The 26,229-nt window shown below is 58.7% G+C and carries 27 protein-coding genes, 1 tRNA gene and 1 pseudogene; 14 read left to right on the top strand and 15 right to left on the bottom strand.

Annotation, left to right across the window (positions count from 1 at the left end):
• Window positions 1-491: 491 nt before the first annotated feature.
• The 7 genes from MUN79_RS02740 to pheS form a co-directional block, all read right to left on the bottom strand.
• Window positions 492-1,436, bottom strand: coding sequence for an ABC transporter permease (locus tag MUN79_RS02740; RefSeq protein ID WP_244676278.1), 945 nt, complete (start codon window positions 1,434-1,436; stop codon window positions 492-494).
• Window positions 1,424-1,663 carry a hypothetical protein gene (locus MUN79_RS02735; RefSeq protein ID WP_244676277.1) on the bottom strand — a complete coding sequence of 80 codons (240 nt, stop codon included), beginning with the start codon at window positions 1,661-1,663 and terminating at the stop codon, window positions 1,424-1,426. Before MUN79_RS02735 ends, MUN79_RS02740 begins: the two co-directional genes overlap by 13 nt.
• A 26-nt stretch (window positions 1,664-1,689) precedes the next feature.
• The gene (locus MUN79_RS02730; protein ID WP_244678267.1) at window positions 1,690-2,331 is read right to left on the bottom strand and encodes an ABC transporter permease; all 642 of its coding nucleotides are present in this window, start codon (window positions 2,329-2,331) and stop codon (window positions 1,690-1,692) included.
• Window positions 2,328-2,936 carry an ABC transporter permease gene (locus MUN79_RS02725; protein ID WP_244676276.1) on the bottom strand — a complete coding sequence of 203 codons (609 nt, stop codon included), beginning with the start codon at window positions 2,934-2,936 and terminating at the stop codon, window positions 2,328-2,330. Before MUN79_RS02725 ends, MUN79_RS02730 begins: the two co-directional genes overlap by 4 nt.
• Before the next feature lie 854 nt (window positions 2,937-3,790).
• Window positions 3,791-3,864: transfer RNA gene (locus MUN79_RS02720), tRNA-Asn, on the bottom strand.
• 96 nt (window positions 3,865-3,960) lie between these two features.
• Window positions 3,961-4,401, bottom strand: a complete 441-nt coding sequence (locus tag MUN79_RS02715; protein WP_244676275.1) for a hypothetical protein — start codon at window positions 4,399-4,401, stop codon at window positions 3,961-3,963.
• 144 nt (window positions 4,402-4,545) lie between these two features.
• Window positions 4,546-5,589, bottom strand: a complete 1,044-nt coding sequence (gene pheS, locus MUN79_RS02710; RefSeq protein WP_244676274.1) for a phenylalanine--tRNA ligase subunit alpha — start codon at window positions 5,587-5,589, stop codon at window positions 4,546-4,548.
• 199 nt (window positions 5,590-5,788) lie between these two features.
• Between pheS and MUN79_RS02705 the strand changes: the two genes are divergently transcribed.
• The 4 genes from MUN79_RS02705 to MUN79_RS02690 all read left to right on the top strand — a co-directional run bounded on the left by MUN79_RS02705 (window position 5,789) and on the right by MUN79_RS02690 (window position 7,477).
• The gene (locus MUN79_RS02705; RefSeq protein ID WP_244676273.1) at window positions 5,789-6,031 is read left to right on the top strand and encodes a hypothetical protein; all 243 of its coding nucleotides are present in this window, start codon (window positions 5,789-5,791) and stop codon (window positions 6,029-6,031) included.
• A gap of 119 nt (window positions 6,032-6,150) precedes the next feature.
• The gene (locus tag MUN79_RS02700; RefSeq protein ID WP_244676272.1) at window positions 6,151-6,327 is read left to right on the top strand and encodes a hypothetical protein; all 177 of its coding nucleotides are present in this window, start codon (window positions 6,151-6,153) and stop codon (window positions 6,325-6,327) included.
• Window positions 6,328-6,414: 87 nt separating this feature from the next.
• Window positions 6,415-6,672: a hypothetical protein gene (locus MUN79_RS02695; protein WP_244676271.1), complete on the top strand. Its 258-nt coding sequence runs from the start codon at window positions 6,415-6,417 to the stop codon at window positions 6,670-6,672.
• A gap of 193 nt (window positions 6,673-6,865) precedes the next feature.
• Complete coding sequence (locus MUN79_RS02690) at window positions 6,866-7,477, top strand: hypothetical protein (RefSeq protein ID WP_244676270.1); 612 nt, start codon at window positions 6,866-6,868, stop codon at window positions 7,475-7,477.
• Window positions 7,478-7,573: 96 nt separating this feature from the next.
• Here the strand turns inward: MUN79_RS02690 and MUN79_RS02685 are convergent.
• Both MUN79_RS02685 and MUN79_RS02680 read right to left on the bottom strand, forming a co-directional pair.
• Window positions 7,574-8,853 (bottom strand): annotated as a pseudogene (locus MUN79_RS02685) (M16 family metallopeptidase).
• Window positions 8,854-8,932: 79 nt separating this feature from the next.
• A complete protein-coding gene (locus MUN79_RS02680; protein ID WP_244676269.1) occupies window positions 8,933-11,347 on the bottom strand; it encodes a TonB-dependent receptor plug domain-containing protein in 2,415 nt (804 codons plus the stop codon).
• Window positions 11,348-11,803: 456 nt separating this feature from the next.
• Between MUN79_RS02680 and MUN79_RS02675 the strand changes: the two genes are divergently transcribed.
• The 5 genes from MUN79_RS02675 (at window position 11,804) to ytxJ (ending at window position 15,505) form a co-directional block, all read left to right on the top strand.
• Window positions 11,804-12,244: a hypothetical protein gene (locus MUN79_RS02675; protein WP_244676268.1), complete on the top strand. Its 441-nt coding sequence runs from the start codon at window positions 11,804-11,806 to the stop codon at window positions 12,242-12,244.
• 71 nt (window positions 12,245-12,315) lie between these two features.
• Entirely contained in the window at window positions 12,316-14,304 is a 1,989-nt protein-coding gene (locus MUN79_RS02670; RefSeq protein WP_244676267.1) for an alpha-ketoacid dehydrogenase subunit alpha/beta, read from the top strand.
• 99 nt (window positions 14,305-14,403) lie between these two features.
• Window positions 14,404-14,715, top strand: a complete 312-nt coding sequence (locus MUN79_RS02665; RefSeq protein ID WP_244676266.1) for a hypothetical protein — start codon at window positions 14,404-14,406, stop codon at window positions 14,713-14,715.
• Between the two features lie 113 nt (window positions 14,716-14,828).
• The gene (locus MUN79_RS02660) at window positions 14,829-15,152 is read left to right on the top strand and encodes a hypothetical protein (protein ID WP_244676265.1); all 324 of its coding nucleotides are present in this window, start codon (window positions 14,829-14,831) and stop codon (window positions 15,150-15,152) included.
• Window positions 15,153-15,160: 8 nt separating this feature from the next.
• Window positions 15,161-15,505 (top strand): bacillithiol system redox-active protein YtxJ, encoded by a 345-nt coding sequence (gene ytxJ, locus MUN79_RS02655; RefSeq protein ID WP_244676264.1) that lies wholly within the window; start codon window positions 15,161-15,163, stop codon window positions 15,503-15,505.
• Window positions 15,506-15,596: 91 nt separating this feature from the next.
• On the opposite strand, the gene MUN79_RS02650 is transcribed toward ytxJ, so the two are convergent.
• Window positions 15,597-16,001 carry an OsmC family protein gene (locus MUN79_RS02650; protein ID WP_244676263.1) on the bottom strand — a complete coding sequence of 135 codons (405 nt, stop codon included), beginning with the start codon at window positions 15,999-16,001 and terminating at the stop codon, window positions 15,597-15,599.
• Between the two features lie 181 nt (window positions 16,002-16,182).
• On the opposite strand from MUN79_RS02650, the gene MUN79_RS02645 reads away from it, so the two are divergent.
• From MUN79_RS02645 to lipA, 3 genes are all read left to right on the top strand, one after another.
• Window positions 16,183-16,716, top strand: coding sequence for a hypothetical protein (locus MUN79_RS02645; protein WP_244676262.1), 534 nt, complete (start codon window positions 16,183-16,185; stop codon window positions 16,714-16,716).
• A gap of 29 nt (window positions 16,717-16,745) precedes the next feature.
• On the top strand, window positions 16,746-16,892 hold the full coding sequence (locus MUN79_RS02640; RefSeq protein WP_244676261.1) for a hypothetical protein: 147 nt from the start codon (window positions 16,746-16,748) through the stop codon (window positions 16,890-16,892).
• 157 nt (window positions 16,893-17,049) lie between these two features.
• On the top strand, window positions 17,050-17,952 hold the full coding sequence (gene lipA, locus MUN79_RS02635) for a lipoyl synthase (protein WP_375378233.1): 903 nt from the start codon (window positions 17,050-17,052) through the stop codon (window positions 17,950-17,952).
• 85 nt (window positions 17,953-18,037) lie between these two features.
• Here lipA and MUN79_RS02630 read toward each other — a convergent pair whose 3' ends face one another.
• Window positions 18,038-18,646 carry a DUF4136 domain-containing protein gene (locus MUN79_RS02630; protein ID WP_244676259.1) on the bottom strand — a complete coding sequence of 203 codons (609 nt, stop codon included), beginning with the start codon at window positions 18,644-18,646 and terminating at the stop codon, window positions 18,038-18,040.
• Between the two features lie 221 nt (window positions 18,647-18,867).
• Here MUN79_RS02630 and MUN79_RS02625 point away from each other — a divergent pair, with 221 nt between their 5' ends.
• Window positions 18,868-19,164, top strand: coding sequence for a hypothetical protein (locus tag MUN79_RS02625; protein ID WP_244676258.1), 297 nt, complete (start codon window positions 18,868-18,870; stop codon window positions 19,162-19,164).
• Between the two features lie 104 nt (window positions 19,165-19,268).
• On the opposite strand, the gene gcvP is transcribed toward MUN79_RS02625, so the two are convergent.
• Window positions 19,269-22,190 (bottom strand): aminomethyl-transferring glycine dehydrogenase, encoded by a 2,922-nt coding sequence (gene gcvP, locus MUN79_RS02620; protein ID WP_244676257.1) that lies wholly within the window; start codon window positions 22,188-22,190, stop codon window positions 19,269-19,271.
• A 444-nt stretch (window positions 22,191-22,634) separates the two neighbouring features.
• On the opposite strand from gcvP, the gene MUN79_RS02615 reads away from it, so the two are divergent.
• A complete protein-coding gene (locus tag MUN79_RS02615) occupies window positions 22,635-23,849 on the top strand; it encodes an NAD(P)-dependent oxidoreductase (RefSeq protein WP_244676256.1) in 1,215 nt (404 codons plus the stop codon).
• A gap of 56 nt (window positions 23,850-23,905) precedes the next feature.
• Here the strand turns inward: MUN79_RS02615 and MUN79_RS02610 are convergent, their stop codons facing one another.
• The 3 genes from MUN79_RS02610 to MUN79_RS02600 form a co-directional block, all read right to left on the bottom strand.
• Complete coding sequence (locus MUN79_RS02610) at window positions 23,906-24,742, bottom strand: DUF1206 domain-containing protein (protein WP_244676255.1); 837 nt, start codon at window positions 24,740-24,742, stop codon at window positions 23,906-23,908.
• A 71-nt stretch (window positions 24,743-24,813) separates the two neighbouring features.
• Window positions 24,814-25,386, bottom strand: a complete 573-nt coding sequence (locus MUN79_RS02605) for a hypothetical protein (RefSeq protein ID WP_244676254.1) — start codon at window positions 25,384-25,386, stop codon at window positions 24,814-24,816.
• Window positions 25,387-25,594: 208 nt separating this feature from the next.
• Window positions 25,595-26,188, bottom strand: coding sequence for a hypothetical protein (locus MUN79_RS02600; protein ID WP_244676253.1), 594 nt, complete (start codon window positions 26,186-26,188; stop codon window positions 25,595-25,597).
• Window positions 26,189-26,229: the final 41 nt, after the last annotated feature.

The following is a 26,229-nucleotide window of genomic DNA, read 5'->3' as shown; positions in this document are numbered from 1 at the left end:
TACAGGGTCCACAATACTAACTCCAAAGCCACACAGGCCGCCCGTAGGAGGCGATAGGTGATTAGTTCTGAATCAAGTTCAGCGCTGCATCAACCTGCACCTGCACAATATACTCTTGTTGATGGCCCGAATTATCAAACGATGCCTGCTTTATAGCTGCCATAGCAGTCGCCCAGGTACAGCGGCGAATAACTGAAAGATGCAGAGTGGTAGCTTAAGTTTCTTAACCCTGTCTGTTGGCGTTGGGCTTTGACAATCATAGCTGAATCATTGCCTGATAAGCAGTACTACTACAGCAAATAAAACGCCTCAACGGTGAGTGGGGCAGGGGACTTCGTATTCTTCCAGCAATTGCCGCAGGTTGATGTTCATAAGGGTCTTTCTAATCGGTTTTGTTCAAGAAAATTACCGTTTTCCTGAACTATTGTAGCAGGACAAGCACGCGAAAAAGCCGCCGGGCCTGCCGGGGCGGGTTTACTCTTCCCGCAGCGCTACCCCGGGTGAATGCCCGCCGCCAGCAGGCTCGGGTATAGGGCGCAGAACACTGTGAGGCCGTAAATTAAGGCAGCGGACAGCCCTATTGCCATCAAGTACACGCCGGCCGGTACATCCAGCGCGCCCACCAACGGAAACTGCGCCGCCACCAGCAGCCCCGGCAGCAGGCCAAGCGTTGTGACGACCAAAATCTCGCCCACCATCTGGCTGCCGATAGTGCCGGCCGTAGCACCCATCGCCCGGCGTATCCCGATTTCGCCCCGGCGCTTGCTGATGCTCAGCCACAAGACCCCGAACAATCCCAGCGCCACGCTCAGAACCAAGAAGCCGCACACCAGCCCAAGCACGATAAGTGGTATCAGCGCAATTTTCAGGGTCAGTGCACGGTTCTGCTCCAAGGAATTTACCGTCACCGACCAGCCTTTTGCCACGGTGGTAATTTCCTTGATTAGCTGTTGCTCCAGCACAGCGCCGCTGCCGGGCTGCACCCGAACCAAAAAAACGGCCGCCCCATGGGTGCTTTTTTGGGCGGTATCGTACTCCAGCACGCGGCGTCGAAAGCTGACAGGGATAGTTTCGGCGAAGTCGTCTTTCGCGCGGTAGTCCACTACCCCCACTACCTGCCACTCTTTTTCGGCTTTTTCGTCGGTAAACAGTTGGCCCACTGCTTTCTCGTTGGGAAACGCGGCGTTTTTGAGCGCCATGTTGATCACGATAGGAGCGCGCGTGCTAGCCGCGTCGCGTTTGTCGAACCAGCGGCCTTCCACCACGTTGAGCTTCAGCACTTCCCGCAACTCGTCGTCGGCGTCGTGGTTTGCGTTTTTGGGCATTCTTTCGCCTTTGTAGAAATAAGTGCCAATCCGCGTATTAAATGAAAAGGGCGTGTTACTACCCGTTTTGCTCACGCCAACCACGCCTTTGGTGGTTTTTAAGCGCTGCACGGCAAGCTGAAGCTGTTGATGGAAGTCAGTCGTATCCGCTTCGGGTCAATGTTGATTTCCCACACGTTCTGGTAATCAAAGCCCAGCGGCTGGCGGTAGTGGTACACGTTGTACAGGAACAGGCTGCTCACCGCGAAGAGGACGAAAAAGCACAGCAAGATTTCCACAGCCAGCAGCATGGTGGACCGCTTGCGGTTCCAGATCAGGATCAAAAGATGACGTATCATAGGAGGCAGAGGCTATGAAAACACAATTAGTTCGCGCTGACTTTTAGGGCTTCAACGGGCGCCACCCTGGACATTTTGAAGGCGGGATACACGCCCGACAGCACCCCAAAGAACACGGCAGCCAGCAAGGCCCAGCCAAATACGCGCACGTTGAGCGTGAGCCGGGCGTAAGGAATCAAACCGGCGTCATTGATTAGCTCCAGGACGCCGTAGGCCAACGCGAGCCCCAATAGCCCACCCAGTAGGGTCAGAAATATATTCTCGATCAGAAACTGCCCTACCAGCGTGTTGCTGGTGGCGCCAAACGCTTTACGCACTCCTATTTCGGAACTGCGATCCATGATGCGGCTCAGGTTGATATTCACCAGGTTCAGCGCCGGCAACGCCATGAACAGCAAGGCCAGACCAAAGGCGATAAAGTAAAAGGCCGTGATTTTAGGTGATTCCGATTCTCCCTGCCCCAAGATTTGGCGGGTCAACGTGGCCAACAGGTCGTCGGCGTGGGCGGTCAGCGTCTTCACGTCGGGGTTGGGATTGACCACGCGCTTCAGTACCTGCTGATACTCAGCGTCGATGGTTTCCAGGTCAGTGCCTTCGGGGGCTAGCAGCGCCGCGAAATACTCGCCCTCCAGGGCAGGGCCGCGCAGGTCGGCCTTGGTGGTAGTCATGGGGCCCACACTTCGGCGTAGGAGTTGAAGCGCAGAATCGACACGTCGCTGACCACACCCAGCACCTGAAACCGGCGCTGGTCCACTTCAAGGGAGCGGCCCACGACGCCCCGGGTGGTGCCGAAATAGCTGCGGGCCGTGGTTTCCGAAATCACCACCACGCGGTTGGCATCGCGCAGGTCGTTGGCGTTGTAGGGCTTGCCGTCGAGAAAGTGAAAGTCGAAGACCTCCCAGAACACGTTGTCGGTAAACTTTAGATCGAGTTCCACCTTCTTGTTGCCGATGTAGCTGGGGCTGGTCCGAAACAGCGAGTAAACAGCTATTTTCTCGGGCGACTTCATCGGGCGCACGTACTTATCAAGAAAGTAAGGACTGGGCGGGGTATTTATTTGGTTTCCATCCGCAAAGCCATGGTTCAAAAACGTGATAAACGCGATGCGCTCGATACGCGACTCGGGCGTGCGGGCCCCCACGCTGTAGTCGAACAGGGCCACCACCACCAGCAGCACCATGAGCGTAAAGCTGATGCCGAACAAGCTGATAAAGGTGAAGAACTTGCGCCGCAGCAAGACCTTCCAGGCAAGTTTAAGGTAGGAGAGCAGCATAAAAAGGCAGGTTGAAACGTGAGGAGGTGCTGAGGAGAGTCGACCAACAGGCGGCCCCGCGCCGAAGTCGTTTGCAGAGAACGGCCGCCGACCGGGCGCTCCACTCCAAGCCATGGCTAGTGTCAGCGTTCGTGACCACCATCACGACGTCTTCGCCCACTAGGCGAATTACGGCGGTGTGGCCCAGCCACTCCTCCGCTCCATCGGGGCGTGTCTCGGTCGTGCGGCCGTGCCGCTTCGCCACGCCGCCCGGGCCATGATGATCTTGCTCCGGGCTGGGAGTAGCGCGCTCGAACACCTGCGGAACCAAAAGCTTTTAGCGGCTGCCATCTGCTCGCGCCTGTTGCTTGCGCGGCGCTTTCAGCCACTTGTGTAAGTCAATGATGGCCAGCATATAGCGGCGCGTTGGCGCTGCTTGGTAACGGTAGTGCAAATGGCTTTGTCCATTTTCGAACAGGGAATAGGTCAGTCCCTGCTCTGCAATCCAAACCCCGCGCCATATGCATAACTAACTGACCACTAGTTCACAAGCGCAACCTTGGATGAATGTGATTCAGCAAAACATGTCCGTTTTCGAACAACTTGTCCCTAAATGGACGGTGTTAACTCTCGCAAAAAATAGGTTATGCCGTAAATGTGACCTCTTCTGTAATTCTAAGCAGATGGGTTCGTGCTTCCTGTTCAGCAGACGCTGATTTTACGCTTGTAGGCTGTCTGGCGCTGCATACGGGCAGTCGTACCGGTTTTTGTACCGCTATGGCCTGTCATACCCGTCTGGGGTAATGTAGCAATCCTGCCGGATGGGGCTAAAACAAAAATACCCGCCGGATAAGGGCGGGTATTTCCAATCGTAGCGCTCCCTCCTGGGCTCGAACCAGGGACCCTCTGATTAACAGTCAGATGCTCTAACCGGCTGAGCTAAGGAAGCGGTTATGGCGACGTTTATCTGTCGTTGCGGGTGCAATATTAGTGCACTGCGCGATTTCCTGCAAGCATTGTTGCAAAAATAATTGTAAAAAGTTTTCTAGTTTGTGATTGTCAGCGTGTTGCCCGAGAGCGAAGTTGAGTACCGACGCAGCGGTAAGTTGGCCGGACCGCTCTGTGGCTGGCCCTGAAAGTTGAATTGCGACTTGCAGCAAGGGTCAAACAGGTTCACAAACGGCGAAATCTTAACCCGGGCGCAGGTGTCGGTCGAGTTGTAGGTGCAGGCACGCTCAAAGGCCAGATAGGTGCTGGCGTTCTGCCGTACCACAATCAGGCCCCTCACGCCACCCTTGTGATACACGGCCCCGTTATCGAAGCGCAGGGCGCTGTTCTCCTGGTTGGTCAGGAAGAGTACCTCATTAAAGGCCGTAAGCGGAATCTGGGGTTGCGCGCTGGAGCCCGAGTCGCAGCCGCAGAGCACCGCCTGGCTAAGCAGGCCGAATCCGACAATATAGGAGCGGGCAGAAGGCAACGACAACATAGCATTTGGTTTTAGGAGCGTCGCCCCGGTGGGCAATGCCGCTGGGTGCATTGCCCACCGGGCGACTAATGGTAGCTTCACAACGAGGCCCGTGTGTGTTCTTGTTCCGGGCCGCGTATATGGTAAACAATCTTTTGACCCGCTTTATTGTACGCCTTCAAACTGCCGTAGAAAGCGCAGGTCGTTTTCTGTGAACAGGCGCAGGTCCTTAATCTGGTACTTGAGCATGGTGATTCGCTCAATGCCCATACCCCAGGCGTAGCCCGAGTATTTCTCCGCGTCAATGCCGGACTGCTCCAGCACGTTGGGGTCGACCATGCCGCAGCCCCCGATTTCCACCCAGCCGGATTGCTTGCAGATGTTGCAGCCCGTGCCTTTGCAGATTAGGCAGGTAATGTCGATTTCGGCGCTGGGCTCGGTGAACGGGAAGAAGGAGGGCCGGAAGCGGATGTTAATGTCGGCCCCGAACATTTCCTGCACGAAGTAATACACCGTCTGCTTTAGGTCGGCAAAGCTGACGCCTTCGTCAATGAAAATGCCCTCTACCTGATGGAACATCATGTGGGCCCGGGCCGAAATGGCCTCGTTGCGGTACACCCGCCCCGGCATAATGCTGCGGATAGGTGGCTTCTGGCTTTCCATCACCCGCACTTGCACCGTGCTGGTGTGGGTGCGCAGCAGCGCGTCGTGCGTCGGGTCACTGGGGTTGCGGGTCACGAAGAACGTGTCCTGCATGTCGCGGGCCGGGTGGTTTTCGGGGAAGTTGAGGGCCGTGAAGTTGTGCCAGTCGTCCTCGATTTCGGGCCCTTCGGCTACGTTAAACCCGATACGGGAGAAGATGCGCACCATTTCCTCGCGCACCAAGCTCAGCGGGTGGCGGGTGCCCAGGGCGTTGGGCACCACGGGCAAGGTGTAGTCGAACGTTGGGTCGGCGGGAGCGTTCTGGGTGGCGGCTTCGAGCTCCTGCTGGCGCTGGGCAAACTTGTCGAGGGCCAGCTGTTTGAGCTGGTTGAGCTCCTGACCCACGGCCCGGCGCTGCTCCTGCGGCACAGTTTTGAGAAGGTCGAACAAATCGGCCAGTTGCCCTTTGCGCCCGGTGAAGGCAATGCGGAACTGCTCCAGCTGGTCGGGAGCGGAGAGGTCGTAAGCTTCGATTTCGGCGCGGAGGCGGTTGATTTGGTCCTGCATAGTGCGGCAAAGGTAGGGGTCTTGAAATTCAGGACATAAACCGGGCCCGATCAGGCGGCCGAAAAAGTTGGTACGATTGCTGCAAAACTCCTTCTCACAAGCGGCAAAGAAGACTGAACGCGGGGCGCCACCCGTTCGAGCCTACCCGCCGACGGCTATGCGCCTGGTCTGTTATTCATCCTTTCGCCTTCTCTGAGTTATGAACCGTTTCCTGTCTTCCGCTTTCTTCTTTGTAGTACTTAGCGCCGCTTCGGCCCAGGCCCAAACCCAGACCAAAAGTACGTCGGCTGCTGCCACCGATTGGTCGCAGCCCGAGCTGGACCCCTGGACCATTAATGCGCCCACCAAGGAGGAAGCCGCTCCAGCTACCACCACTACTGCTACCACCAACGAAGCTATCAGCTACAACACGGGCTGGAGCAGTGCCCCGGCGTCAGCCTGAGCCTGCACGACAAGCCCAGCACCGACTGGTGGGGCCGCCCACTTAAGAAAAAAGCAAAAAGCAACCTGACTACCGCTCCCGTAGCGCAGACTACCACCGACGAAGCCAGCGACGACCCCATGATGCACTCCTCCGGCGTCATGATTGCGCCCGGCATGAACACGGCCCCTTACCGCGGCACCAGCACCGATTACTGGGGCCGCCCCGTACGTAAGGCCAAGCGCCAGGACGCTAAAGTAGCTGCCAAAATCGCCAAGTCTTCGACCGTTGCCACGACGGCTGCCTCGGGCGAATAAAAGTTAGTGAGGCTCAACGTGGCCTAACCCCTCGAGGGTACCGTATTAGGAACCAGGAGTGTATGTTTCACTTAATCCTGTTGCCTAATGCGGTACCCTCGACTCATTTTCGGGCTGTTGAGCCTGGCTTTTCTGTTGCCCGTGTGCGCCGCTCAGGCCCAAACCAAGCGTGCCAGCGGCTACCATAAGAAAGCTTCACCTGGCCGCTCCCGGGCCGTAGCCCGCGTTTCCAATTCGCGGCGCTACACCGATGAGGACCGGCAGCGGCTGGCCCCGGGAATGCGCATCAACATGCCCACGCCCCCAGCACCGACTATATGGGCCGGCCCATCAAAAAGAAAGTAGCCAAGCCCGCTTCCTTCAGTTCCACAATTTCGTCGGAGAAGACCGCGCCGGCACGCAAGCAATAGCAAGAAAAATATGCGGCTAACTCCAATACTTCGGAATGGAGTAGATATTTTTGTGGTTTCAGGCACAAATCCTACAGTTTCTGCGTAGTAGACTTGACCAAATTTTCTACTACCACTCCTTTTTCGCTATGCTACGTCCCGTTTTTTCGTGCCTTTTGTTGGTTGCCGTGTTGAGCACCTCGAACGCACTAGCCCAGCAAAGCCGCTCGAAGCCGGCTGCTAAGAAGCCCGCCGACTCGTGGGGCGCCGAAACCGCTCCAGCGGCTGCTCCGGCTACGGCCACAACCCCAGCTGCTGCCACTGATCCGGCTGCCAGCAGTGGTTTCGCTGCTCCTGCCGCTGCCGCTACTGAGTCTGTTCCCCAGTCGAATGGCTTTGCCATTGCTCCCGGCTTCACAGCTGCTCCTTCGCACCGCGTCCGGATGGACTACCGGGGCCGGCCGCTGGCTCCATACATCAAGCGTAACGTAAGTACCAATACCTCCACGACGGCTCCGGCCCCAATGGTAGAAGCCACTGCTCCAGCTCAGCCCGCCGTAACGACAACCGAAGTAGCTGCCCCCGTAGCAGCTCCGGCCGCCAAGACTGCTACAGCGTCGGCATCGGCTAGCAAGAAAGTAAGCAGCGCCGGTGCTGCCACCGCGGAGGCCGCGCCCAAAAAGGCTGCCGCACCCGCCAAAAAGGCTCCGGCCAAGAAAGCTGACAACGGCTGGGGTTCTTCCTCCGGTAGCGGCTGGTAAGCCCAGCTTCCGCCACGTGCAAGACCATAAAAGAAGCCCCGTCGGATATCCGACGGGGCTTCTTTTATGGTCTTATACCAAATAGGCTCACGCAGTTTATTCCTCGGAATCAGCAGTGACCAGGGGAGTAGTGGCTACCTCGGCCTGGGCCCGGTAGAAAAGCGTGCTGCTGTTGTCGGGGCGGAGGTACTCCTGGGCGGCGGCCCGCAGTCCTTCGGCCGTTACGGCCTGCACTTTCGCACTTTCCTGATTGATCAGGTCCGTGTTGCCGAGCAGTTTGAAGTAGGCCAACGTCATGGCGCGGTTGAGCAGCTCAATTTCCTCGAAGACGATGGTGGCTTCGGCCTGGTTTTTCACTTTCTCTAGCTCCTGCGCCGAAACCAGCTCCTGCCGCAGCTCGGCCACTACTTCTTCCACAGCGGCGTCGGCGGCTTCCATCGTAATGCCGCTGTTCAGACGGCCGCTGATGACGAGCAGGCCAGGCTCAAGGGAACCGCTGCAGGAAGCCGAAACGGAGTTGAACAGCTGCCGGTCTTTCACCAGGCGCTGGTGGAGGCGGGCCGATTTGCCCCGGCCCAGCACGTCGCTGAGCAGGTCGACGGTGTGGTAATCGGCGGCGGAGCGGGCCGGAATGTGGTATACTTTATAATAAGCGCTGACCGGCACGTCGGCTACCACGTCGAGGTGGCGCGGGGCTGTCTGCCGGGGCTCGGCGGGCAGCTGCCGCTCGTAGCGGGTGCCGCCGGGGATGGGCTCAAACCACTTTTCGGCCAGGCGGCGGGCTTCGGCTACCGTGACGGCGCCGGCAATGACCAGAATGGCGTTGGCAGGGGAGTAGTGCTTGGCAAAAAAGGCCCGCACGTCGTCCATTACCGCGTTTTCGATGTGGCTGATTTCCTTGCCGATGGTGGGCCACTGGTATGGGTGCTGCTGGTAGGCCAAAGGGCGCAGCTTCAGCCACACGTCGCCGTAGGGCTGGTTGAGGTAGTTCTGCTTAAACTCCTCGACCACCACTTTGCGCTGTACTTCGAGCCCGTTTTCGGAGAAGGCCAAACCCAGCATCCGGTCCGATTCGAGCCAGAAGCCGGTTTCGATGTTGGCCGCGGGCAGCGTCAGGTAGTAGTTGGTGATGTCGGGGAGGTAAAGGCGTTGTTTTCGCCGCCCACGTACTGCAAGGGCTCGTCGTAGTTGGGAATATTGACCGAGCCCGAGAACATGAGGTGCTCAAAGAGGTGGGCAAAGCCGGTGTGTTCCACGTCCTCGTCGCGTGAGCCCACATTATAGAGCACGTTGAGTACGGCAATGGGCGTCGAGTGGTCTTCGTGCACGATGCAGCGCAGGCCGTTGGCGAGGGTGAATTCTTCGAATTGAATCATAGGGCAAGATAGTAGGAAGCGGAAATAGTACTGCAATAACCCCTGGAGTAGCGCGGAGGTTCGGGTTCAGCTCACTCGTCTAGAACTGCCCGCGCACACCTAGCTGCCACACCCGGGCTACGGGATACACGCTGGCATCCTGGCCGGCTAGCAGAGGAGAGGCGCCGCCGCTGCTCACGTTGGGGTCGAAGCCGCGGTAGGAGCCCGTAACAAACAGGTTCTGCCCGCCCACCCATACACTCAGGCGCCGGGCTTCCGTATTAAGTACTTCATAGCTAAGCATGAGCTGCGACAGGCGGACGTGGTTGCCGCTAGCCAGGTCCTGGTCGCTGAATGGCCCATAGGAGGCCGCGCGCCCAGGCTTGGGCACGGAAGTATTCTGGTTGTTGGGAGTCCAGTAGTCTAAGGCCCGGACCGAAGCGTTACTATTGCCCGTGGGCCGGTCGAGCCCGACGAGCGTGGTGTTGAGGATCTGATACCCGAACAGGCCATCGAGTTGGGCTTCGAGCTGCCAGCGCTGCCAGTGCAGCTGCTGGTACAGGTTGAGCGTGCGGCGGGGCAACCCGCTGCCCTGATACTGGCCGTCGCCGTAGTCGAACTGCCCGTTGTTGTTCCGGTCGCGGAAGCGGACCCGGCCAGCTTCGGGCGAACTGGCGGGGTAAGTGCCTTGCTGCTCAAATACGAAGAAGCGGCTCACGGACTGGCCTTTCTCGAGCTCGTTCACTTTGTCGATGGAGTAGGTGCCGAAGCGTATTTCCGTTACTTCGTTCTTGTTGGCCGCCACGGCTACGGTGCTCAGGCCCCGGAACTGACCAAGCTGCCAGGAACCACCCAGCGTCAGCTCCACACCCTGGTTCCGGAGTTCAATTTGAGGCGAGTAATAAGACGTGATGGGGCCATTGGTGCCGAAGAATACCGTCGTGAGCGTGGCTTGGGCATCCTCCGTCCGGCGACGGTATACCTGCGCGTCGAGGGTCAGCTTGTCGTGCAGCATGCCCAGGTGCAGGCCGGCATCCACCTGGTCGGTTTGATCAAAGGAGTAGAAGCTACGGGTGCGGCCGGCCCCGGCCTGTAGGGAGAGGGCACTAAGGCTGGCCACATCGGCCAAGAAAGCCTCCTGACCCAGATGCCAGCGTAGCTCGGCCCCTGGAAACCAGCGGTGAATCTCTTTGCTGTCATCGGTGGCCAGTATAAAATCGGACCGCATGGAAGCCCGCAGCTCGTACCGTTTGTCGTACACGTAAGCTACAGCCGCCGTGGCGTTGCGCAGCGGCTCGGTTTCCATCTCCGTCCGAATATAGGCTGTACCTATGCTGGCTGGGTTGTTTAGATAGGCGTAGGTAGTCCGGCGTTCCTGATTTTGGCTGCGCTCGTACTGCTGCTGCTGGTAGTGCAGACTGGCGCTAAGGCCATGCCGGTCGCCCAGCGTCTGTTGGTAGCTGAGCTCTGAGCCATACACAGCGGTTTTGGTTTCCGAATCGGCGCTCTGCTCGTAGCCAATGACGGTGCCATCGGGTACGGTGGTGGGCTTTACGTGGAAATTGCCCGCCAGCTTGGCCTGTTCGCGGCTGGCATAGGCCCGCAGGCTGAGCGCGGGGGTAACTTGGTAGCTAAGCCGCAGCTGGGCCAGCAGGCGGCGGGTGCGCGGCTGGAAGTATACTTCCTCCAGATCCCGCATTGGGTTAAAGGTGTAATACGGGTTGGTTGAAGGCGGAGGCAGAATGGGCCGGGCCTGGAGCAGGGTGGCCAGCGTACTACTGGCATCCGACTGGAAGCCCGGCTGCTTCTGATCCAGCTGGCTGCCGGCTACTTTGGCGCTGACCGTCAGCTTGCGGCCCAGCTGCTGCTCGACGTTGGCCCGCAGGCTGTAGCGGCTTAGCTGGGAGTTGATCAGTACCCCACCTTGCCGCAGGTAATCGGCGGCCACGTAGTAGCGCGTGCCATGCGCGGTGAGCCCATCCACACTCAGGTTGTGGCTTTGCATGCCCGCCACCCGGAAGGCCTTGTCCTGCCAGTCGACGCCGGACAGGTTGTTGAGCTCGGCTGCTGAGTAAGGAGGGCTGTTCCCGTCGTTGCGGGCGGCCTCATTGGCCAGTTCGGCGTACTGGCGGGCATCGAGCAGGTCGTAGCGCTGGCGTACTTGCTGCAAGCCGCCCCAGCCAGCGTAGCGCACCCGCAGCGGTTGGGCCAGCGCGAGGCCGTCGGCGCCGCGGCGGGTACTGATACGAATAACCCCGTTGGTGCCCTGAATACCATACTGCGCCGTAGCGGCGGCTCCTTTCAGCACTTCCACTTGGTCGATGTCGGCCACCGGCAAATCGAGCAGCGGGTTGCCCATCGGGGAGAAAGGCACCGGCTCTTTCACCGGCGCGTACTGCGTCTCGTTGATAAAGCGGTACAAGCCGGTCCAGTTTTCAGGCTTGGCATCCATATTATAAACCGGAATGCCGTCGACTACATACAAGGGCTGACTGCTGCTGGTCACGTTGGCCACCCCCGGATGCGGACCGTAGCCCAGGCCCCGGGCGCCCCGGAGTAGGGCGTAACCTGCACCCCGGCAATGCGGCTGAGGACGGGCTGAACGGTGGTAAACGAAGGCGAACTTACCTGGGTACTTACCTGGGTTATGGGTAGGCCTTTCGCTGTACAAACAAAATGGCCAAGCACAAAGCTGTCAGGAGGAAAACTCACCACTGACTGTGGTGTAAGCAGTGCTGGTTGGCGCCTCGCTAAGGTGTCGAGCTGTTGCGCTTGAGCAAAAGCTGCGCTCAATACAGCAAGAGTAGTATTGGTAAGTAGAATTCGGGTCATACTAAGGATAGAGAAGGAAAATGGATTCCAAAGATAGATGCCGCCGGCCGGCCTATTTCACAAAGCCAGGCCAACAATTTTCCTTTCGTCCAAACCTGTACTTTTATTCTGCTTACTTCCACGGCTGAATCAGTAATAAATGAAACACTATGTAAAAGCATTAGTCTCCATACTGCTGTTAGCAAGTGTAATAGCCTTGGTTCTGACTTCGGCCTGGCACGAAATCGGCAAGTGCAGCGGGCAGGGTTGCCTGTTTGTATTTCCGGTGGCAGGTATTCTGTTTCTGGTGGAGTACTTGCTGCTTGCCCCTTCCTATTTCTGGCTGATGATGGGGAGAGCTTGGTGGGGCGCTCTGCTAGCGGCGGTGAGCATAGCGCTGAGCGTTGCGGGGCTGTATAAGTCGGCCGGCTTTCTTGATGTGAGGATGTATTCTCCCGTGTTTGGCTGGTACCTGACCTATCCGGAGTCATGGCCTGTGCAATACCTCGTCTGGGCGCAGCTTCTGACGGTGGCCCTGGTGCTGCTGAAGGTCGTGTTCCAGGCACCGTTGCGGCGGCTGTTTTCCGACGATATAGGATAGGAGGCAGCGGGGCAATGCGTCTTTCGTCCAAACCTGTACTTTTGCCCCGCTTACTACCCACCCTCCCCCGTATGAATTTCGACCGGAAAGACTACTCCAACGATATCCTGCTCCACCTCTACCAAGGGCTGCTCAAGCCCCGCATGATTGAGGAGAAAATGCTGATTCTGCTGCGCCAGGGCAAGGTCAGCAAGTGGTTTTCGGGCATTGGGCAGGAAGCCATTTCGGTGGGTAGCACCCTGGCCCTGAACCCGGACGAGTACATTCTGCCCCTGCACCGCAACCTGGGCGTCTTTACCGGCCGCAACGTGCCCCTGGACCGCCTCTTTGCCCAGTGGCAGGGCAAAACCACCGGCTACACCAAGGGCCGGGACCGGAGCTTCCACTTCGGCACCAACGAGCACCACATCGTGGGTATGATTAGTCACCTAGGCCCCCAGCTGGCCGTGGCCGGCGGTATTGCCCTGGCCGATTTGCTGGATAAGGAGCCCCGCGTCACGGTAACCTACAGCGGCGACGGTGGGGCCTCCGAGGGCGACTTCCACGAGGCCCTCAACGTGGCCGCCGTGTGGCAGCTGCCGGTTATCTTCATCATCGAAAACAACGGCTACGGCCTGAGTACGCCCAGCAAGGAGCAGTTCCGCTTCAACTACTTCATCGACAAAGGCCCGGCCTACGGCATGGAAGCCGTGCAGGTAGACGGCAACAACGTGCTGGAAGTGTATGACACGGTACGCCGCCTGGCCGAAGACCTGCGCCAGAATCCGCGGCCCGTGCTGCTGGAGGCCCTAACGTTCCGGATGCGCGGCCACGAGGAAGCTAGCGGCACCAAGTATGTGCCCCAGGAGCTGTTTGAGGAATGGGCCCAGAAAGACCCGGTTGAGAACTACGAGAAGTGGCTTTTGCAGGAAGGCATCCTGGACGAGGAGGCCCGCATGCGCTTCCGCGAAACCATCAAGCGCGAAATCGAGGAAGGTTTGCGCGTAGCCGACGCCACACCCATGCCCACGGCCAGCATCGAGCAGGAAATAGCCGACATGTACCAGCCCTTCGAGGCCGATGCTGCGCTTCAATTAACAAGTGACAACCAACAGCCTGCAACGGACAAGCGCTACGTCGACGCCATCAGTGACGCGCTGCGCCAAAGCATGGAGCGCTACCCCGAGCTGGTACTCATGGGCCAGGACATTGCCGACTACGGCGGGGTGTTCAAGGTAACCGAAGGCTTCGTGGGGCAGTTCGGCAAGGGGCGGGTGCGCAACACGCCCTTGTGCGAGTCGGCCATTGTGGGCGCGGGCCTGGGCCTGAGCATCCGGCGCAAGAAGGCCATGGTCGAAATGCAGTTTGCCGACTTTGTGACCTGCGGCTTCAACCAGATTGTGAATAACTTGGCCAAAAGCCACTACCGCTGGGGACAGAATGCCGACGTGGTGGTGCGGATGCCCACCGGGGCCGGCTCGGCCGCCGGGCCGTTTCACTCCCAAAGCAACGAGGCCTGGTTTACCCACACCCCGGGCCTGAAAGTGGTGTATCCTTCAAATCCCCACGACGCCAAAGGCCTGCTCAACGCGGCCATCGAAGACCCCAACCCAGTGATTTACTTCGAGCACAAGATGCTTTACCGCTCTGTCAGCGGGCCGGTGCCGGATGCCTACTACACCACGCCCATCGGCAAGGCGGCCCTGGCCCGGGAAGGCTCCGAGCTGAGCATCATCACCTACGGGGCCGGCGTACACTGGGCTACCGCTCTGGCCGAAGAGCTGAATCTGGACTGCGACATTCTGGACTTGCGCACCCTGCTGCCCTGGGACGAAGAAGCCGTGCGGGCTACGGTGCTCAAAACCGGCCGCGTTATTCTCTTCCACGAAGACACACTTACGGGCGGCATTGGCGGCGAAATTGCGGCCTGGATTGCCGAGCACTGCTTCGAGCACCTCGACGGCCCGGTGCAGCGCGTAGCTTCCCTGGACACGGCCATTCCCTTCTCGCCGCCGCTGGAAAAGGCCTTTCTGCCCCAGCAGCGCCTGCGCGAGCGGGTCGAGAAACTCCTGGCCTACTAAGCCCGCGGCCCGGATTCTGCCCGGTAGTGCGGGTGGAGTCCGGGTTGCTATTTATCTTGCAGACTGATTGATACGCTTCAGTCGGACTATTGCCGCCTTATGATTCGTTTTGCTTTTCGTGGTCTGCGTCATTTGCTGGGGCTGGTGCTCATGTGCTTCCTGATGTCGGTGAGCTGCCATCCCTACCGGATTCCCAACCCCAAGGGCCCGCCGCAGCCCAAGGTGCACAAGGCCAAGAAGGTGGAAAGTGAAGCTGCCGACGGCCGGGATATGGATGCGGCGACGGAAGCCAAGCCCATGAAAAACAGCTACGACAAGAACGGTATTCTTAAAAAGCCCAAGTACAAAAACCGCCGCCTCAAGAAGAAAGTAGGGCAGCGGAAGTTTTTGGGCATCCCGCTCCCGTTCTAACCTCTTTTTTCAGTACCTCGGGCAGCCACTTCTGCGTACAAGAAGCTCCTCGGTCTTACACCGTCGGGGCGCTGGGTAGTCTGCCACTTCACGCTTTCTTTTTCCTGCTTCTTATGCGTCACGTCTGGATTATTGCTGGGTTGGTACTGGGTATCAGTACGGCGGCTGCGGCCCAAACCGAAGACATGTATCCGGCCCGGAAGCGGGCCGAGAACCGTCGGGCCCTGCGCGACGCCCGCAAGTTCAAGGCCGAGTACAAAGACTCCCACCTGGCCGTCGAAAAGACGGATTTGAAGCCCGGCGCCGCCGCCAAGCCTCAGCAACCTAATGACGGCCGCGAGAGTTATAAGTTTGACAACGCCGGCGTGCCGCGCGTGAGTGAGCCGGCCCACATCGGGCTGGGGCTCCGCAAGAAAAAGAAAGCGACGAAAGACTAACCCATCCTATGAGTACTCCCTGGCAACCCCTCACCGAGGCCGAGCAGCTTACCGACATCGTGCGCGAGTCGCACGAGCATCCGGTCCTGATTTTCAAACACAGCACGAGTTGCTCTATCAGCGCCGCGGCCAAAAGCAAGCTGGAGCGCCAATGGCCCGATGCTAATCTGGCCAACGCGTCTATCTACTACCTGGATCTGCTGCGCTACCGCCCCATTTCCGCCGAAATAGCCAACAAGTTTGGCGTACGCCACGAGTCGCCCCAGCTGCTGCTGATTCAGGACGGCGAGTGCCGTTTCGATGCCTCCCACATGAGCATCCGCCTCAGCGACGTACGCGAATTGGTGAAATAGTGAACTGGTGAACTGGTGAGTTCTACGTTCTGACGGCGCAGCAATGCGCGGCTCGAACGACAACTCACCAGTTCACTATTTCACCATCTCACTACTCGTAGAGGAACTGAACCTCCTGCCGGATTTCGGGGTTCAGGCTTAGAGCTACCGGGCAGGTTCGGGCTGCGTTTTCGAGTATGGTCCGTTCCTTGTCCGACAAGGTTGCGGGCATCCGGAAGGTTACGTCAATCTGGGCAATGCGCCGGGGCTCAGTAGCCATGTGTTTCTGCACCTCGAAGCTAACCCCGGTCAGGTTTAGCTGCTGGCGCTCCGCTACGATGCCCATTATGGTCATCATGCAAGTGCCCAGCGCCGCGCTGACCAGGTCCGTTGGAGAAAATGACTCTCCCCGGCCGTGGTTATCTACGGGGGCGTCGGTGAAAATAGTAGTGCCGGAAGCGGAGTGAACAGCTTCGGTGCGAAGGTTACCGGTGTAGCGGGCGGTGGCAGTGCTCATAGTCAGAAAGTTGGCGAGACATTGCCAGCAAATTTACGTACTTTAGATTGTAGGGCCTACGGGCCTCTTTTTCGCGGTTTATTTCCCACTCGTCTAGCTCCTCGCTCCCCGTGCGCAACCTCTATACATTCGGTCTTAGCTTGTTGGCCCTGCTGGGGCTGCGTCTGCCGCACAGGCGCAGGTGTCCTCCGAGGAGCCGTCTTACCGGAAGGAATTCACTTACGGCATCAACTTCAACACCCGCGGCGGCCTTATTGGCGGCGTGGCGGTGCGCTCTACCCGCGTGCTGGACGAGAAATGGTCCCGCTTCTGGGGCGTAGAAGGGGTAGAGGTAAAGCACCCCAAGGAGCAGCGCGTGCTAAACCAGAACTCGGGTGGCTCCTTCGTATTTGGCAAGTCAAACTACTTGTTTGTATTGCGCCCTTCGTATGGTATGCAGCGGGTAATCTTCCGCAAAGCGCCGGAATCAGGTGTGCAGGTAAACGCCCTGGTTGGTGCGGGCCCGTCCATCGGCCTGCTGATGCCATACTACATCTACTACGACTATACGGTGCGGGAAAACCGGCCCGGCGCGCCGGTGCAGGAAGACATTCGCAGCGAGCAGTATGACCCTGTAATCAACTCCGCCGACTCCCGCATTCTGGATCGGGCCCCGATTTTCTCGGGAGCCAATCAAACCAAGGCCCGCATCGGGGGCACCTGCGCGGGGCCCTGAGCTTTGAGTACGGCCGTTACCGCGACGCAGTGGCCGGCATTGAAACGGGCTTTTTGTTCGAATTATACCCCAAGGAGCTCACCATTCTGCGGGCCCCGAACATCAACGACGCGACGCTTAACACGAACTTCTTTCCCTCCGTGTACCTGACGCTTTACATCGGGCACCGCAGCTAGAAAGACGGCGCAGTTTTTTACAACGAATTTGGACTTTTCTGGCGCTCGGGTGTTTATACCCCGACGACGGAAAAGTCCTTCGTTTTTTACCTGTCCCGCTTACGGATGGTACTCATAACTGCTAACTGACAGCTACCTTTGTAGTATGGATGACCTGTTGTTGACTTTACCTATCATTCAAGCTGAAACGGCCGCTCCGGCGGTGCCAGCCAAGCCCCGGAAACCGGACTGGCTGCGCGTGAAGCTGCCGGTAGGTCCCGAATATGCCAAAGTGCGCCGCCTGGTAGACGAGCACAAACTGCACACCATCTGCGAAAGCGGCAACTGCCCCAACATGGGTGAGTGCTGGGGTGCCGGCACCGCTACCTTCATGATTCTGGGCAACGTGTGCACGCGTTCCTGCTCGTTTTGCGCCGTGGCCACGGGCCGCCCCAATGAGTACGATACCGACGAGCCCCGGCGCGTGGCCGAAGCCATTCAGCTGATGGGCGTGAAGCACGCCGTAATTACTAGCGTCAACCGCGATGAGCTGAAAGACCGCGGCGCCAGTATCTGGCTTGAAACGGTGGTGCGCATCAAGGAGCTGAGCCCTGCCACAACCATCGAAACCCTGATTCCGGACGTGAAAGCCAACTGGGCCGCGCTGGATACCATGATTGCCGGCGGGCAGGAAGTGGTGTCGCACAACGTGGAAACCGTGGGCAGTCTCTACCGCCTCGTGCGTCCCCAAGCCAAGTACGACCGTAGCCTCGAGCAGATTCGCCGCACGAAGGAAGCTGGTAAGCGCACCAAGTCGGGCATTATGCTGGGCCTGGGCGAAACCAAGGAAGAAATGTACCAGGCCATGGACGACCTGGCGGCCAACGGCCTCGACATTCTGACTTTGGGCCAATACCTGCAGCCTACCAAGCGCCACATCGAAGTAGCCGAGTTCATTCACCCTGACCTGTTCGCGCACTACCGCGAGGAGGGCTTGCGCCGGGGCCTGAAGTACGTAGAAGCTGGTCCGTTGGTACGCAGCAGCTATCACGCCGAGCGCCACGTCAACGTGCCCATCTAAGTATCGAATTCCGTTTAGTACAAACAAAAAGCGCGGCTCCCATACGGAGGCCGCGCTTTTTGTTTGTGTAAACGAGCAGGTAAGCTTACCGTCGAGCCTGGCTGTTGCGTTCGTCGGTAGGAGGAAAAGCACCCAGCACGCTGCCTACGATACGGTACACTTCTGGCTCGGAAATGGTTTGCTTATCGACTTGGGCTTCGCCCATGCCGCGCCACGCCAGCTCTTTACGCTTGGCATCGACTATGTCGATAATGACGGTACCCTCTTTATACTCCGATACCGAGTTGAGGCCCCGACCATAGCCGTAGCCATAATAGCCGTAGTAACCGCCAAAGGGAGGATAGTTATTGTTGATACGCTGCTTATCTTCCACTTTAGCGCTGTAAGCCACGTACACGTCAGGGTTTTTCTCAACCTGAGTCAGACCCTTGCGGCCCATTTCGGCTTCCACGGCCGTGCGCATGCGCTTGTCCAGGAAAGATTCGTAGCCCTTAGCTGGCCCACCCTGGGTATCGGGTACCTGCTGCGGATACCACGCCCAGGTTTTGTAGGCCCGGAAGTTAACCGAGTGGTCGAAATCAGAAGTAACCCCTACGTGGGAAGAACTAGCGCAGCTAGTAACGCCCAATAGCAAGGAAAGACCCACGGCGGCCATGGCCAGCGGACGGGCAAATAAGCGGGATATGCGGTTCATCGTCGTTTATCAGATAGTGGAGAAAGGAACCCCAGTAGCGAGAATCAGCCGAAAATGCCGACTGAAAAATCCCACCTTTCCGGGTCTGCTATTTTAACGTTGAGAGGTACTGCAACGTTCCCAAAGTAGTAGGCTTGCAGCCTATCCCAGTGAAGAAAATTTATAGGAAAATTCCTTTTAGGCTTGAAATAGCCCTATCTTAACCGACCTAATAACGCAATATGAACAAACGACTACTCTACTTCTTTAGTCTTGCAGCTTTGGCTTCCTGTAGTGCCGCTGGCGAGACGTCAACTTCTACCCGCCCCAACCGTACGCCCGTTGCCTACAACACCGTGGTAGAGTGTACGCTATATGATGGCATGAACAAACAATCGGCGCAGCTCACGACCGTTGGTTCGGGCATGGAAGTGCAGGTAATGGACACCGTGGATGCCTACTTCGTGAAGGCCCGCGTGACCAAAGATGGCAAGCCCCTAACCGGCTACATGTACCGCACCTGCTTCCCGCAGCGTTAGGCTATTTCCAAGTCTGCCGTTCTGCTACACACCCGCTTGCAAACCCGTAAAATAAAAAGAGCCGCTCCTTTCGGGGCGGCTCTTTTTAGGTCAGTAAGCAGGGCTTAGTAGGAAGGTCCTTTGTCGGTGGCTACTAGCTGCTCTTCGTGGTCGGCGTACTCCTCCAGCGGGGTGCAGGAGCAGATCAGGTTCCGGTCGCCGTAAGCCGAGTCGATGCGGCTAACGGTGGGCCAGAACTTGGCCATACGCGTGTAGGGCAAGGGGTACACGGCCTGCTCACGCGAGTAAGGCCGGTTCCACTCGTGGCTGAGCACGGCCGCGGCGGTGTGCGGAGCATGCTTGAGCACGTTATCCTTGGCATCAGCCTTACCCGACTCTACTTCGGTAATTTCCTTGCGAATCGAAATCATGGCGTCGCAGAAGCGATCCAGCTCCTCCTTGCTTTCCGATTCGGTGGGCTCCACCATCAGGGTGCCGGCTACGGGGAAAGACACCGTGGGGGCGTGGTACCCGTAGTCCATGAGGCGCTTGGCAATATCCTCGACCTCGATGCCGGCCTTCTTGAACTGGCGGCAGTCCAGAATCATTTCGTGGGCGCAGCGGCCGTTGGCACCGGTGTAGAGCACGGGATAATGCTCCTCGAGGCGGGCCTTGATGTAGTTGGCGTTCAGAATAGCCGTCTGGGTAGCGGCTTTCAGCCCTTCGCCACCCATCATCGAAATGTAGGCGTAGCTGATGGGCAGAATGCTGGCTGAGCCCCAGGGAGCCGACGAAACGGCGCCGGTAGCTTTTTTGTGACCAACTTCGACTACCACGTGACCGGGCAGGTAGGGAGCCAGATCAGCTACTACGCCGATGGGGCCTACGCCGGGGCCGCCGCCGCCGTGGGGGATGCAGAAGGTCTTGTGCAGGTTCAGGTGGCACACGTCGGCCCCGATGGTGGCGGGTGAAGTGAGGCCCACTTGGGCGTTCATGTTGGCGCCGTCCATGTACACGCGGCCGCCGTGCTGGTGAATCGTCTCGCAGATGTCGATGATGGTTTCCTCGTACACACCGTGGGTGCTGGGGTAGGTTACCATCAGGCAGCTCAGGTTGTCGGCGTGCTGGGCGGCTTTGGCCTTGAGGTCTTCTACATCGATTTCACCGGCGTCCGAGCTTTTCACAACTACCACCTGCATGCCGGCCATAACGGCCGAAGCGGGGTTGGTACCGTGGGCTGAAGCCGGAATCAGAGCAATGTTGCGGTGACCCTGGCCGTTGCCTTCGTGGTAGGCGCGAATCACGAGCAGACCGGCGTATTCCCCCTGGGCGCCCGAGTTAGGCTGCAAGCTAACGGCGGCAAAGCGCGTTACCTCGCAGAGCCAGGCTTCCAGGTCCTCGAAAATCTGCTGGTAGCCCTGGGCCTGCTCGCGCGGGGCGAAGGGGTGGAGGCTACCGATTTCGGGCCAGGTCACCGGAATCATTTCGGCCGTGGCGTTGAGCTTCATCGTGCACGAGCCCAGCGGAATCATGGAGTGAGCCAGGCTCAGGTCCTTGTTTTCCAGCTGCTTCATGTAGCGTAGCATCTCGTGCTCGGAGTGGTGCGTGTTGAAGATGGGGTGGGTCAGGTACTCCGAGGTGCGGACCAAGTTCTTGGGCCAGGTCAGCTCTACTTCCTCGGGAATTTCCACGGCTTCCGCGGCCGACTTACCCAGCACCTTGGCAAACACGGCCACGATGAAGGCTACGTCGGAAGCTTCGGTGTTCTGGTGCAGGGAAATGCCCACGTTCGACTCGCCGAAGTAGCGGAAGTTGATGCCAGCGGCTTCGGCTTCGCGCTTCACGGCCTGCTGCAGCTCGGCGCTTTCCAGCTGGATGTTGAGCGTGTCAAAATAGAACTCGTTGGCTTGCTCCAGGCCCAGAGCCTTGAGCTCCTTTTCCAGCAGCTGAGTCAGGGCGTGGATGTTGGTGGCAAACTGGCGGATGCGCTGCGGACCATGATACACAGCGTACATGCCAGCCAGCACCGACAAGAGCACCTGGGCGGTGCAGATGTTGGAGGTAGCTTTTTCGCGGCGGATGTGCTGCTCGCGGGTCTGCAGGGCCATGCGGTAGGCCTTGTTGCCGGCCGCATCAATGCTCTGGCCGATGATACGGCCGGGAATCACGCGCTTGAAAGCGTCTTTGGTGGCCAGGAAGCCGGCGTGGGGGCCGCCGTACCCCATCGGTACGCCGAAGCGCTGGGAGTTGCCCACGCAGGCGTCGGCACCCAGCTCGCCGGGAGGCGTGAGCAGGGTCAGGGCCATCAAATCAGCGGCTACGGTCACGAAAATGCCGTGGTCGTGGGCCTTGCTGATAAAGTCTTTGTAGTCGAAAATCTGGCCGTCGGCGGCGGGGTACTGCAGCAGGGCGCCAAACAGCGAATCGTCCGACAAATCAACCGAACGGTGGTCACCCACCACCAGCTCGATGCCAAGCGGGGTGGCGCGGGTGCGCATCAAATCAATGGTCTGGGGCAGCACGAGGTCCGAAACGAAGAAGCGCGTGGCGTTTTTCTTCTTGCTCTGGCTGTGGAACATGTGCATGGTCTCGGCGGCGGCGGTGCCTTCGTCGAGCAGGCTGGCGTTGGCAATTTCGAGGCCCGTAAGGTCAATTACCATGGTCTGGTAGTTGATCAGGGCTTCGAGGCGGCCCTGGGCAATTTCGGCCTGGTAGGGCGTGTAGGCCGTGTACCAGCCCGGATTTTCCAGGATGTTGCGCTGAATTACGGCCGGCAGGGCCGTGTCGTGGTAGCCCAGGCCGATGTAGTTCTTGTAAATCTTATTCTTACTGGCAATGCCTTTGAATTTCGCCAAAAAAGCCCGCTCCGTGAGGGCAGCGGGCAGGTTCAACTCGCGCTTGAGCCGGATGGCGGCGGGCACTGTTTCGTCGATGAGCTGCTCGACCGAGTCTACCCCGATGGTGCGGAGCATGGCGGCCACTGCCTCAGCATCCGGACCGTTATGGCGGTCCACAAATACGTCGGCGGGCTTGGTTTTGAGAATCATAAAGGGAGTGGATGAGGGTGGCACAGGGGCTGGCCCGGTAAGGAGCCCCTGACAAAGGTAGCGCGAAAAGGCTTCACGGATAAGCCCTAAAACCGGCAAAAGTTTCGACTTGTTCCGCACTTATGCGTCGTTGGTCGCCTAATTTTTGGCCGCCGCTATTTGGCCGAACCTCTTCCCGGGCTCAAGGCAATAACGAGGCGGAAAGCTGGCTAGGAACCAGACGAAAAAGGCTGGGCTGGTTCCGGGGTTTTTGGCGCAAGCAGGACCTCCATATTTCGGAGGATGGGCTGTTTTAGAGCCTTTTTCAAAAACAGCCATATCCTGGGAAAGAGCAGCAGCGCCAAAGGGTAGCCAGCTTCGCCGCCAGGAATGAGGTAGGCCGCATACTTGCCCTAAAAAACTAGCTTTGCTTTTCCCAACTCGTTCCCACCCAATCTCAACCCCATGCGAAAAGTGACCCTTGGCATTATCTGCGAAGGCAAGAATCCGCCGGACAAACGCGTGCCCCTGACGCCCAAAAAGTGCGTGGAGGCCCAAAGTACCTTTCCCGGGCTGACCGTGGTGGTGCAGGAAAGCCCCGTGCGCAGCTATTCCGACCAGGAATACCGCGACCTGGGCATTCAGGTAAGTCCCCATATGAACCAGTGCGACATTCTGATGGGCGTGAAGGAAGTGCCGGTAGCTCAACTGATTCCGGACAAGACCTATCTGTTCTTCTCGCACACTGTGAAAAAGCAGCCCGCCAACCGGGAGCTACTGCGGGCCATTCTGCAAAAGAACATTACCCTGATTGACTACGAGATGCTGACCAACGCCAATGGGGAGCGGATTGTAGCCTTCGGGCGCTATGCCGGCATCGTGGGGGCGTATAATGGGCTGCTGACCTACGGCCGGAAACACGAGCTCTACCGCCTCAAGCCCGCCTACCAGTGCGTGGACATGGACGACATGCAGGAAGAGTTTTTCAAGGTCAAGAAGCTGCCGCCCATCAAGATTGCCGTAACCGGCTCGGGCCGCGTGGCCCAGGGCGCCCTGGAAGTACTCGACCGGATGGGCATCCGCAAGGTCAGCGTGTACGACTATTTGTACCTGGACTTCAAGGAGCCCGTGTACGCCCAGCTGCGCAGTTCCGATTACAATGCCCGCATCGACGGCCGGGTGTGGGACACCCCCGACTTCCACCGCAACCCGCAGCTGTACAAGAGCACGTTCGACAAGTTTCTGCCCGTGACGGACCTGCTCATTGCCTGCGCCTACTGGCACCCCACGGCCCCCAAGCTGTTTGAGGAAGAGGATACCCGCAACCCGGAATTCCGCATCAACACCATTGCCGACGTGACCTGCGACGTAAACGGCTCCATCCCGTGCACCAAGCGCAGCAGCAGCATTCAGAACCCACTTTTTGACTACAACCCGCAGACCGGGGAACTGGAAGAGCCTTGCTCCCGTGCTGGCAACATCACCATGATGGCCGTAGACAACCTGCCCTGCGAGCTGCCCCGCAACGCCTCCCGGGACTTTGGTCGCCAGCTGCTCGACAACGTGTTTCCCCACCTGCTCAGCGACGATGCCGACGAGGTGATTGAGCGGGCTACCATTGCCCGCGGCAGCCAACTCACCGAGCGGTACCAGTACCTGAGTGACTACGTAGCCGACTAACCAACAAAAAAGGCCCGCTGAGCAGCGGGCCTTTTTTATGACTAGACAACGGGCGCTTAAACCCCGTTAAGCACCGGGTATTTGGCTTGTACAACCATATACACGCCGTACGCTACCAGGCCCAGGGCTACGACGCCCAGCACGCTAGGACCCATTGAGCTCAGCAGGTCAAAGGCGCCTTCGGTGTCCTGTACTTCGCCGGCATTGGAGTGACGAGCGGCCTGCACAAAAAAGTAGCCAATAATGGCCATGACAATGCCCCGGGCCGTGTAGCCTACCTGGCCGGTGCGGTACACAATCTTCTGCTGCTCAGCGGGCAGGCTGCTGGCGTTTACGTGCTTGGCAAACTTGCCCGAGTAGGCCCGCCCGATCTGGTAGAGGCCCGTGCCGATGATGAACAAGCCAATGGCCCCCACCAGCCAGGGACCGTACGACTGTTCCAGCAGTGTGGCTACCATGGACTGCTTGGAGTTGCCCCCGCCGCCGGCGCTGCTTACGGCCGTGTTTTCCCAGGCTGCTTTGCCTGCGTAGTAAGCCAGACCGACGTAAAACAAGCCGCTGGCCGCGTAGCCGATGCGCCGACCGATGCCCTTGGCGCCGTTGCCCTTGTTCTCAGTGTCGCGCAGGGCCTGGGTAAAGCGCCAGATAACGTAGCCGGCCAGTCCCAGGGCAATGAGGCCCAGCAGAAACCGGCCCATGGGCAAATCTTGAATGACCTGCACGGCCTGCTGCTTGTCGGTGGTTTGGCCGCCCCGCTGACCAGTAGCGGCCAGCAGCGCCAAAATGCCCATGGTAAGATACACCACGCCTTTGGCCGCGAAGCCAAAACGGGCCAGGGTGCGGATACCCTGGGAGGGGGAAGGATGAGGAAGTGCGGAAGAAATGGAGGCCATAGTGGAGAGGAGTAAATGAATACTGCTCCTGCTTACGGGCTCCTTCGTGGTTTGGGTACAGTTGTTCCGGCTCAGAGCCGCTGCCCATGCCGGCCCAGGATACCGCTGGGACGAAACACGCGGGCTCCCTGGTCAAGCAACGCCTGGTTTTCGGGGATGTCAAGCGTTAGAACAGGCTTGCCCTGGGCCGCTGGGCTCTGTAGCAACCGGGTCAGATTACCCTGGGGCGTGGCGTAGGGAATGAAAAACTGCTCGGCCAACTCCGCCACCAGCAGGTTCCGGATATCGGCCGTATCCTGGGTGACGGTCTGGACTTCGGACTCAAAAGGCGTAATAAAAAGCAGGCGCCCGGCCTCAATTTCGGGTTGGTACTCGAGGTTGATATTGGGCTGAATGCCTCGTCCCAGGGCATAAACAATGGGCTGCTGCAGCCCCTGCAGTAGATACCGAAACACGGTTTGCTCCAGCATGGAGTGGAAGCCGGAAATAATGCACCGTTCGGCCGCCCGCTGCTCCAGGGCCCACAGGTACGTGGGCCGCTCCACGCTGCTGGGGTAGTGCCGCGAGCAGAAAAAGGCCGTTTTCGGTAGCCCTAGTAGGGTTGCGTCGCCCAGCTTACGAAGTTCTTCGGGACTAATAACCATAAGTATACAGCGCTAAGCTCTGCCGCGAGAATAAGGTTTTGCGGCTTTTAATTAGTGGGCTGCTATATACTAACGGGTGTTTTACCAAAAAAGAGCCCCGCCCCGAGCCTAATTACGTCCGGGGCGGGGCTTTTGTAAGAGTATAGTTGCCTTCAGCATATTGAGGGCAAGCCTGGGTTTGGGCTGAAAGAGGGTCCAGGCCAGGTGCTTACCAGTGGGTAGTACTGTTCAGAATAACGGCTACCACTACTAGCAGCGTGCCCATGCCCGCGCCGAAGCCGGCCGCGGCTTTCCCGAGTTTCTGGTTCTTGGCTTGCTGGCGGTAGGCGCGCACATAATCTGGGTTTTGCAGCAGGTTGGCATCGGGCACAGTCAGGTTGTGAGTAGGCGGGCGGCTACCGCCCACTGCTACTCCCGTTACCAGCCCGGCCAGCGGGTTGACCAGCGTAGCCCCATACGTGCCCCAGAAAGTACCGGGTGCCCGAAAGTACTTGCGGGCATCTGCCGTGCCCTGCCGCATGGCCTCCGACCTGGAAAGCCCCACCAAACCTGAGCTGGCAACTGCTGGCTGCTTAATCAATTCCCGGGTGCCGTTGGCGTAGCGTACCAGAAAAACCTCGGTAGCGGCTATCCGCAGCGTGTCGGTGCTGGCTGTGTCGCGGCGGACGTAGCGGATAGCCTCGGGCCCCACCGTCAGGATCTTGGCCTGAATTTCTTCACCATTGGTCCGCAGAATAACGTCGTGCTGGGCCATGGCAACCTGACTCAGCAGGCAGCCCAGAATAATAAGAGCAAAGCGCATTGGGAAGGCTGAAAGTAAAGGGGTAAGCATATGTTTGATAG

Source organism: Hymenobacter cellulosilyticus, assembly GCF_022919215.1.
In the GTDB taxonomy this organism is placed as follows: Bacteria; Bacteroidota; Bacteroidia; order Cytophagales; family Hymenobacteraceae; genus Hymenobacter; species Hymenobacter cellulosilyticus.
Note: the sequence above shows the minus strand (reverse complement) of the source record. Positions and strands in the feature narration are given on the sequence as shown.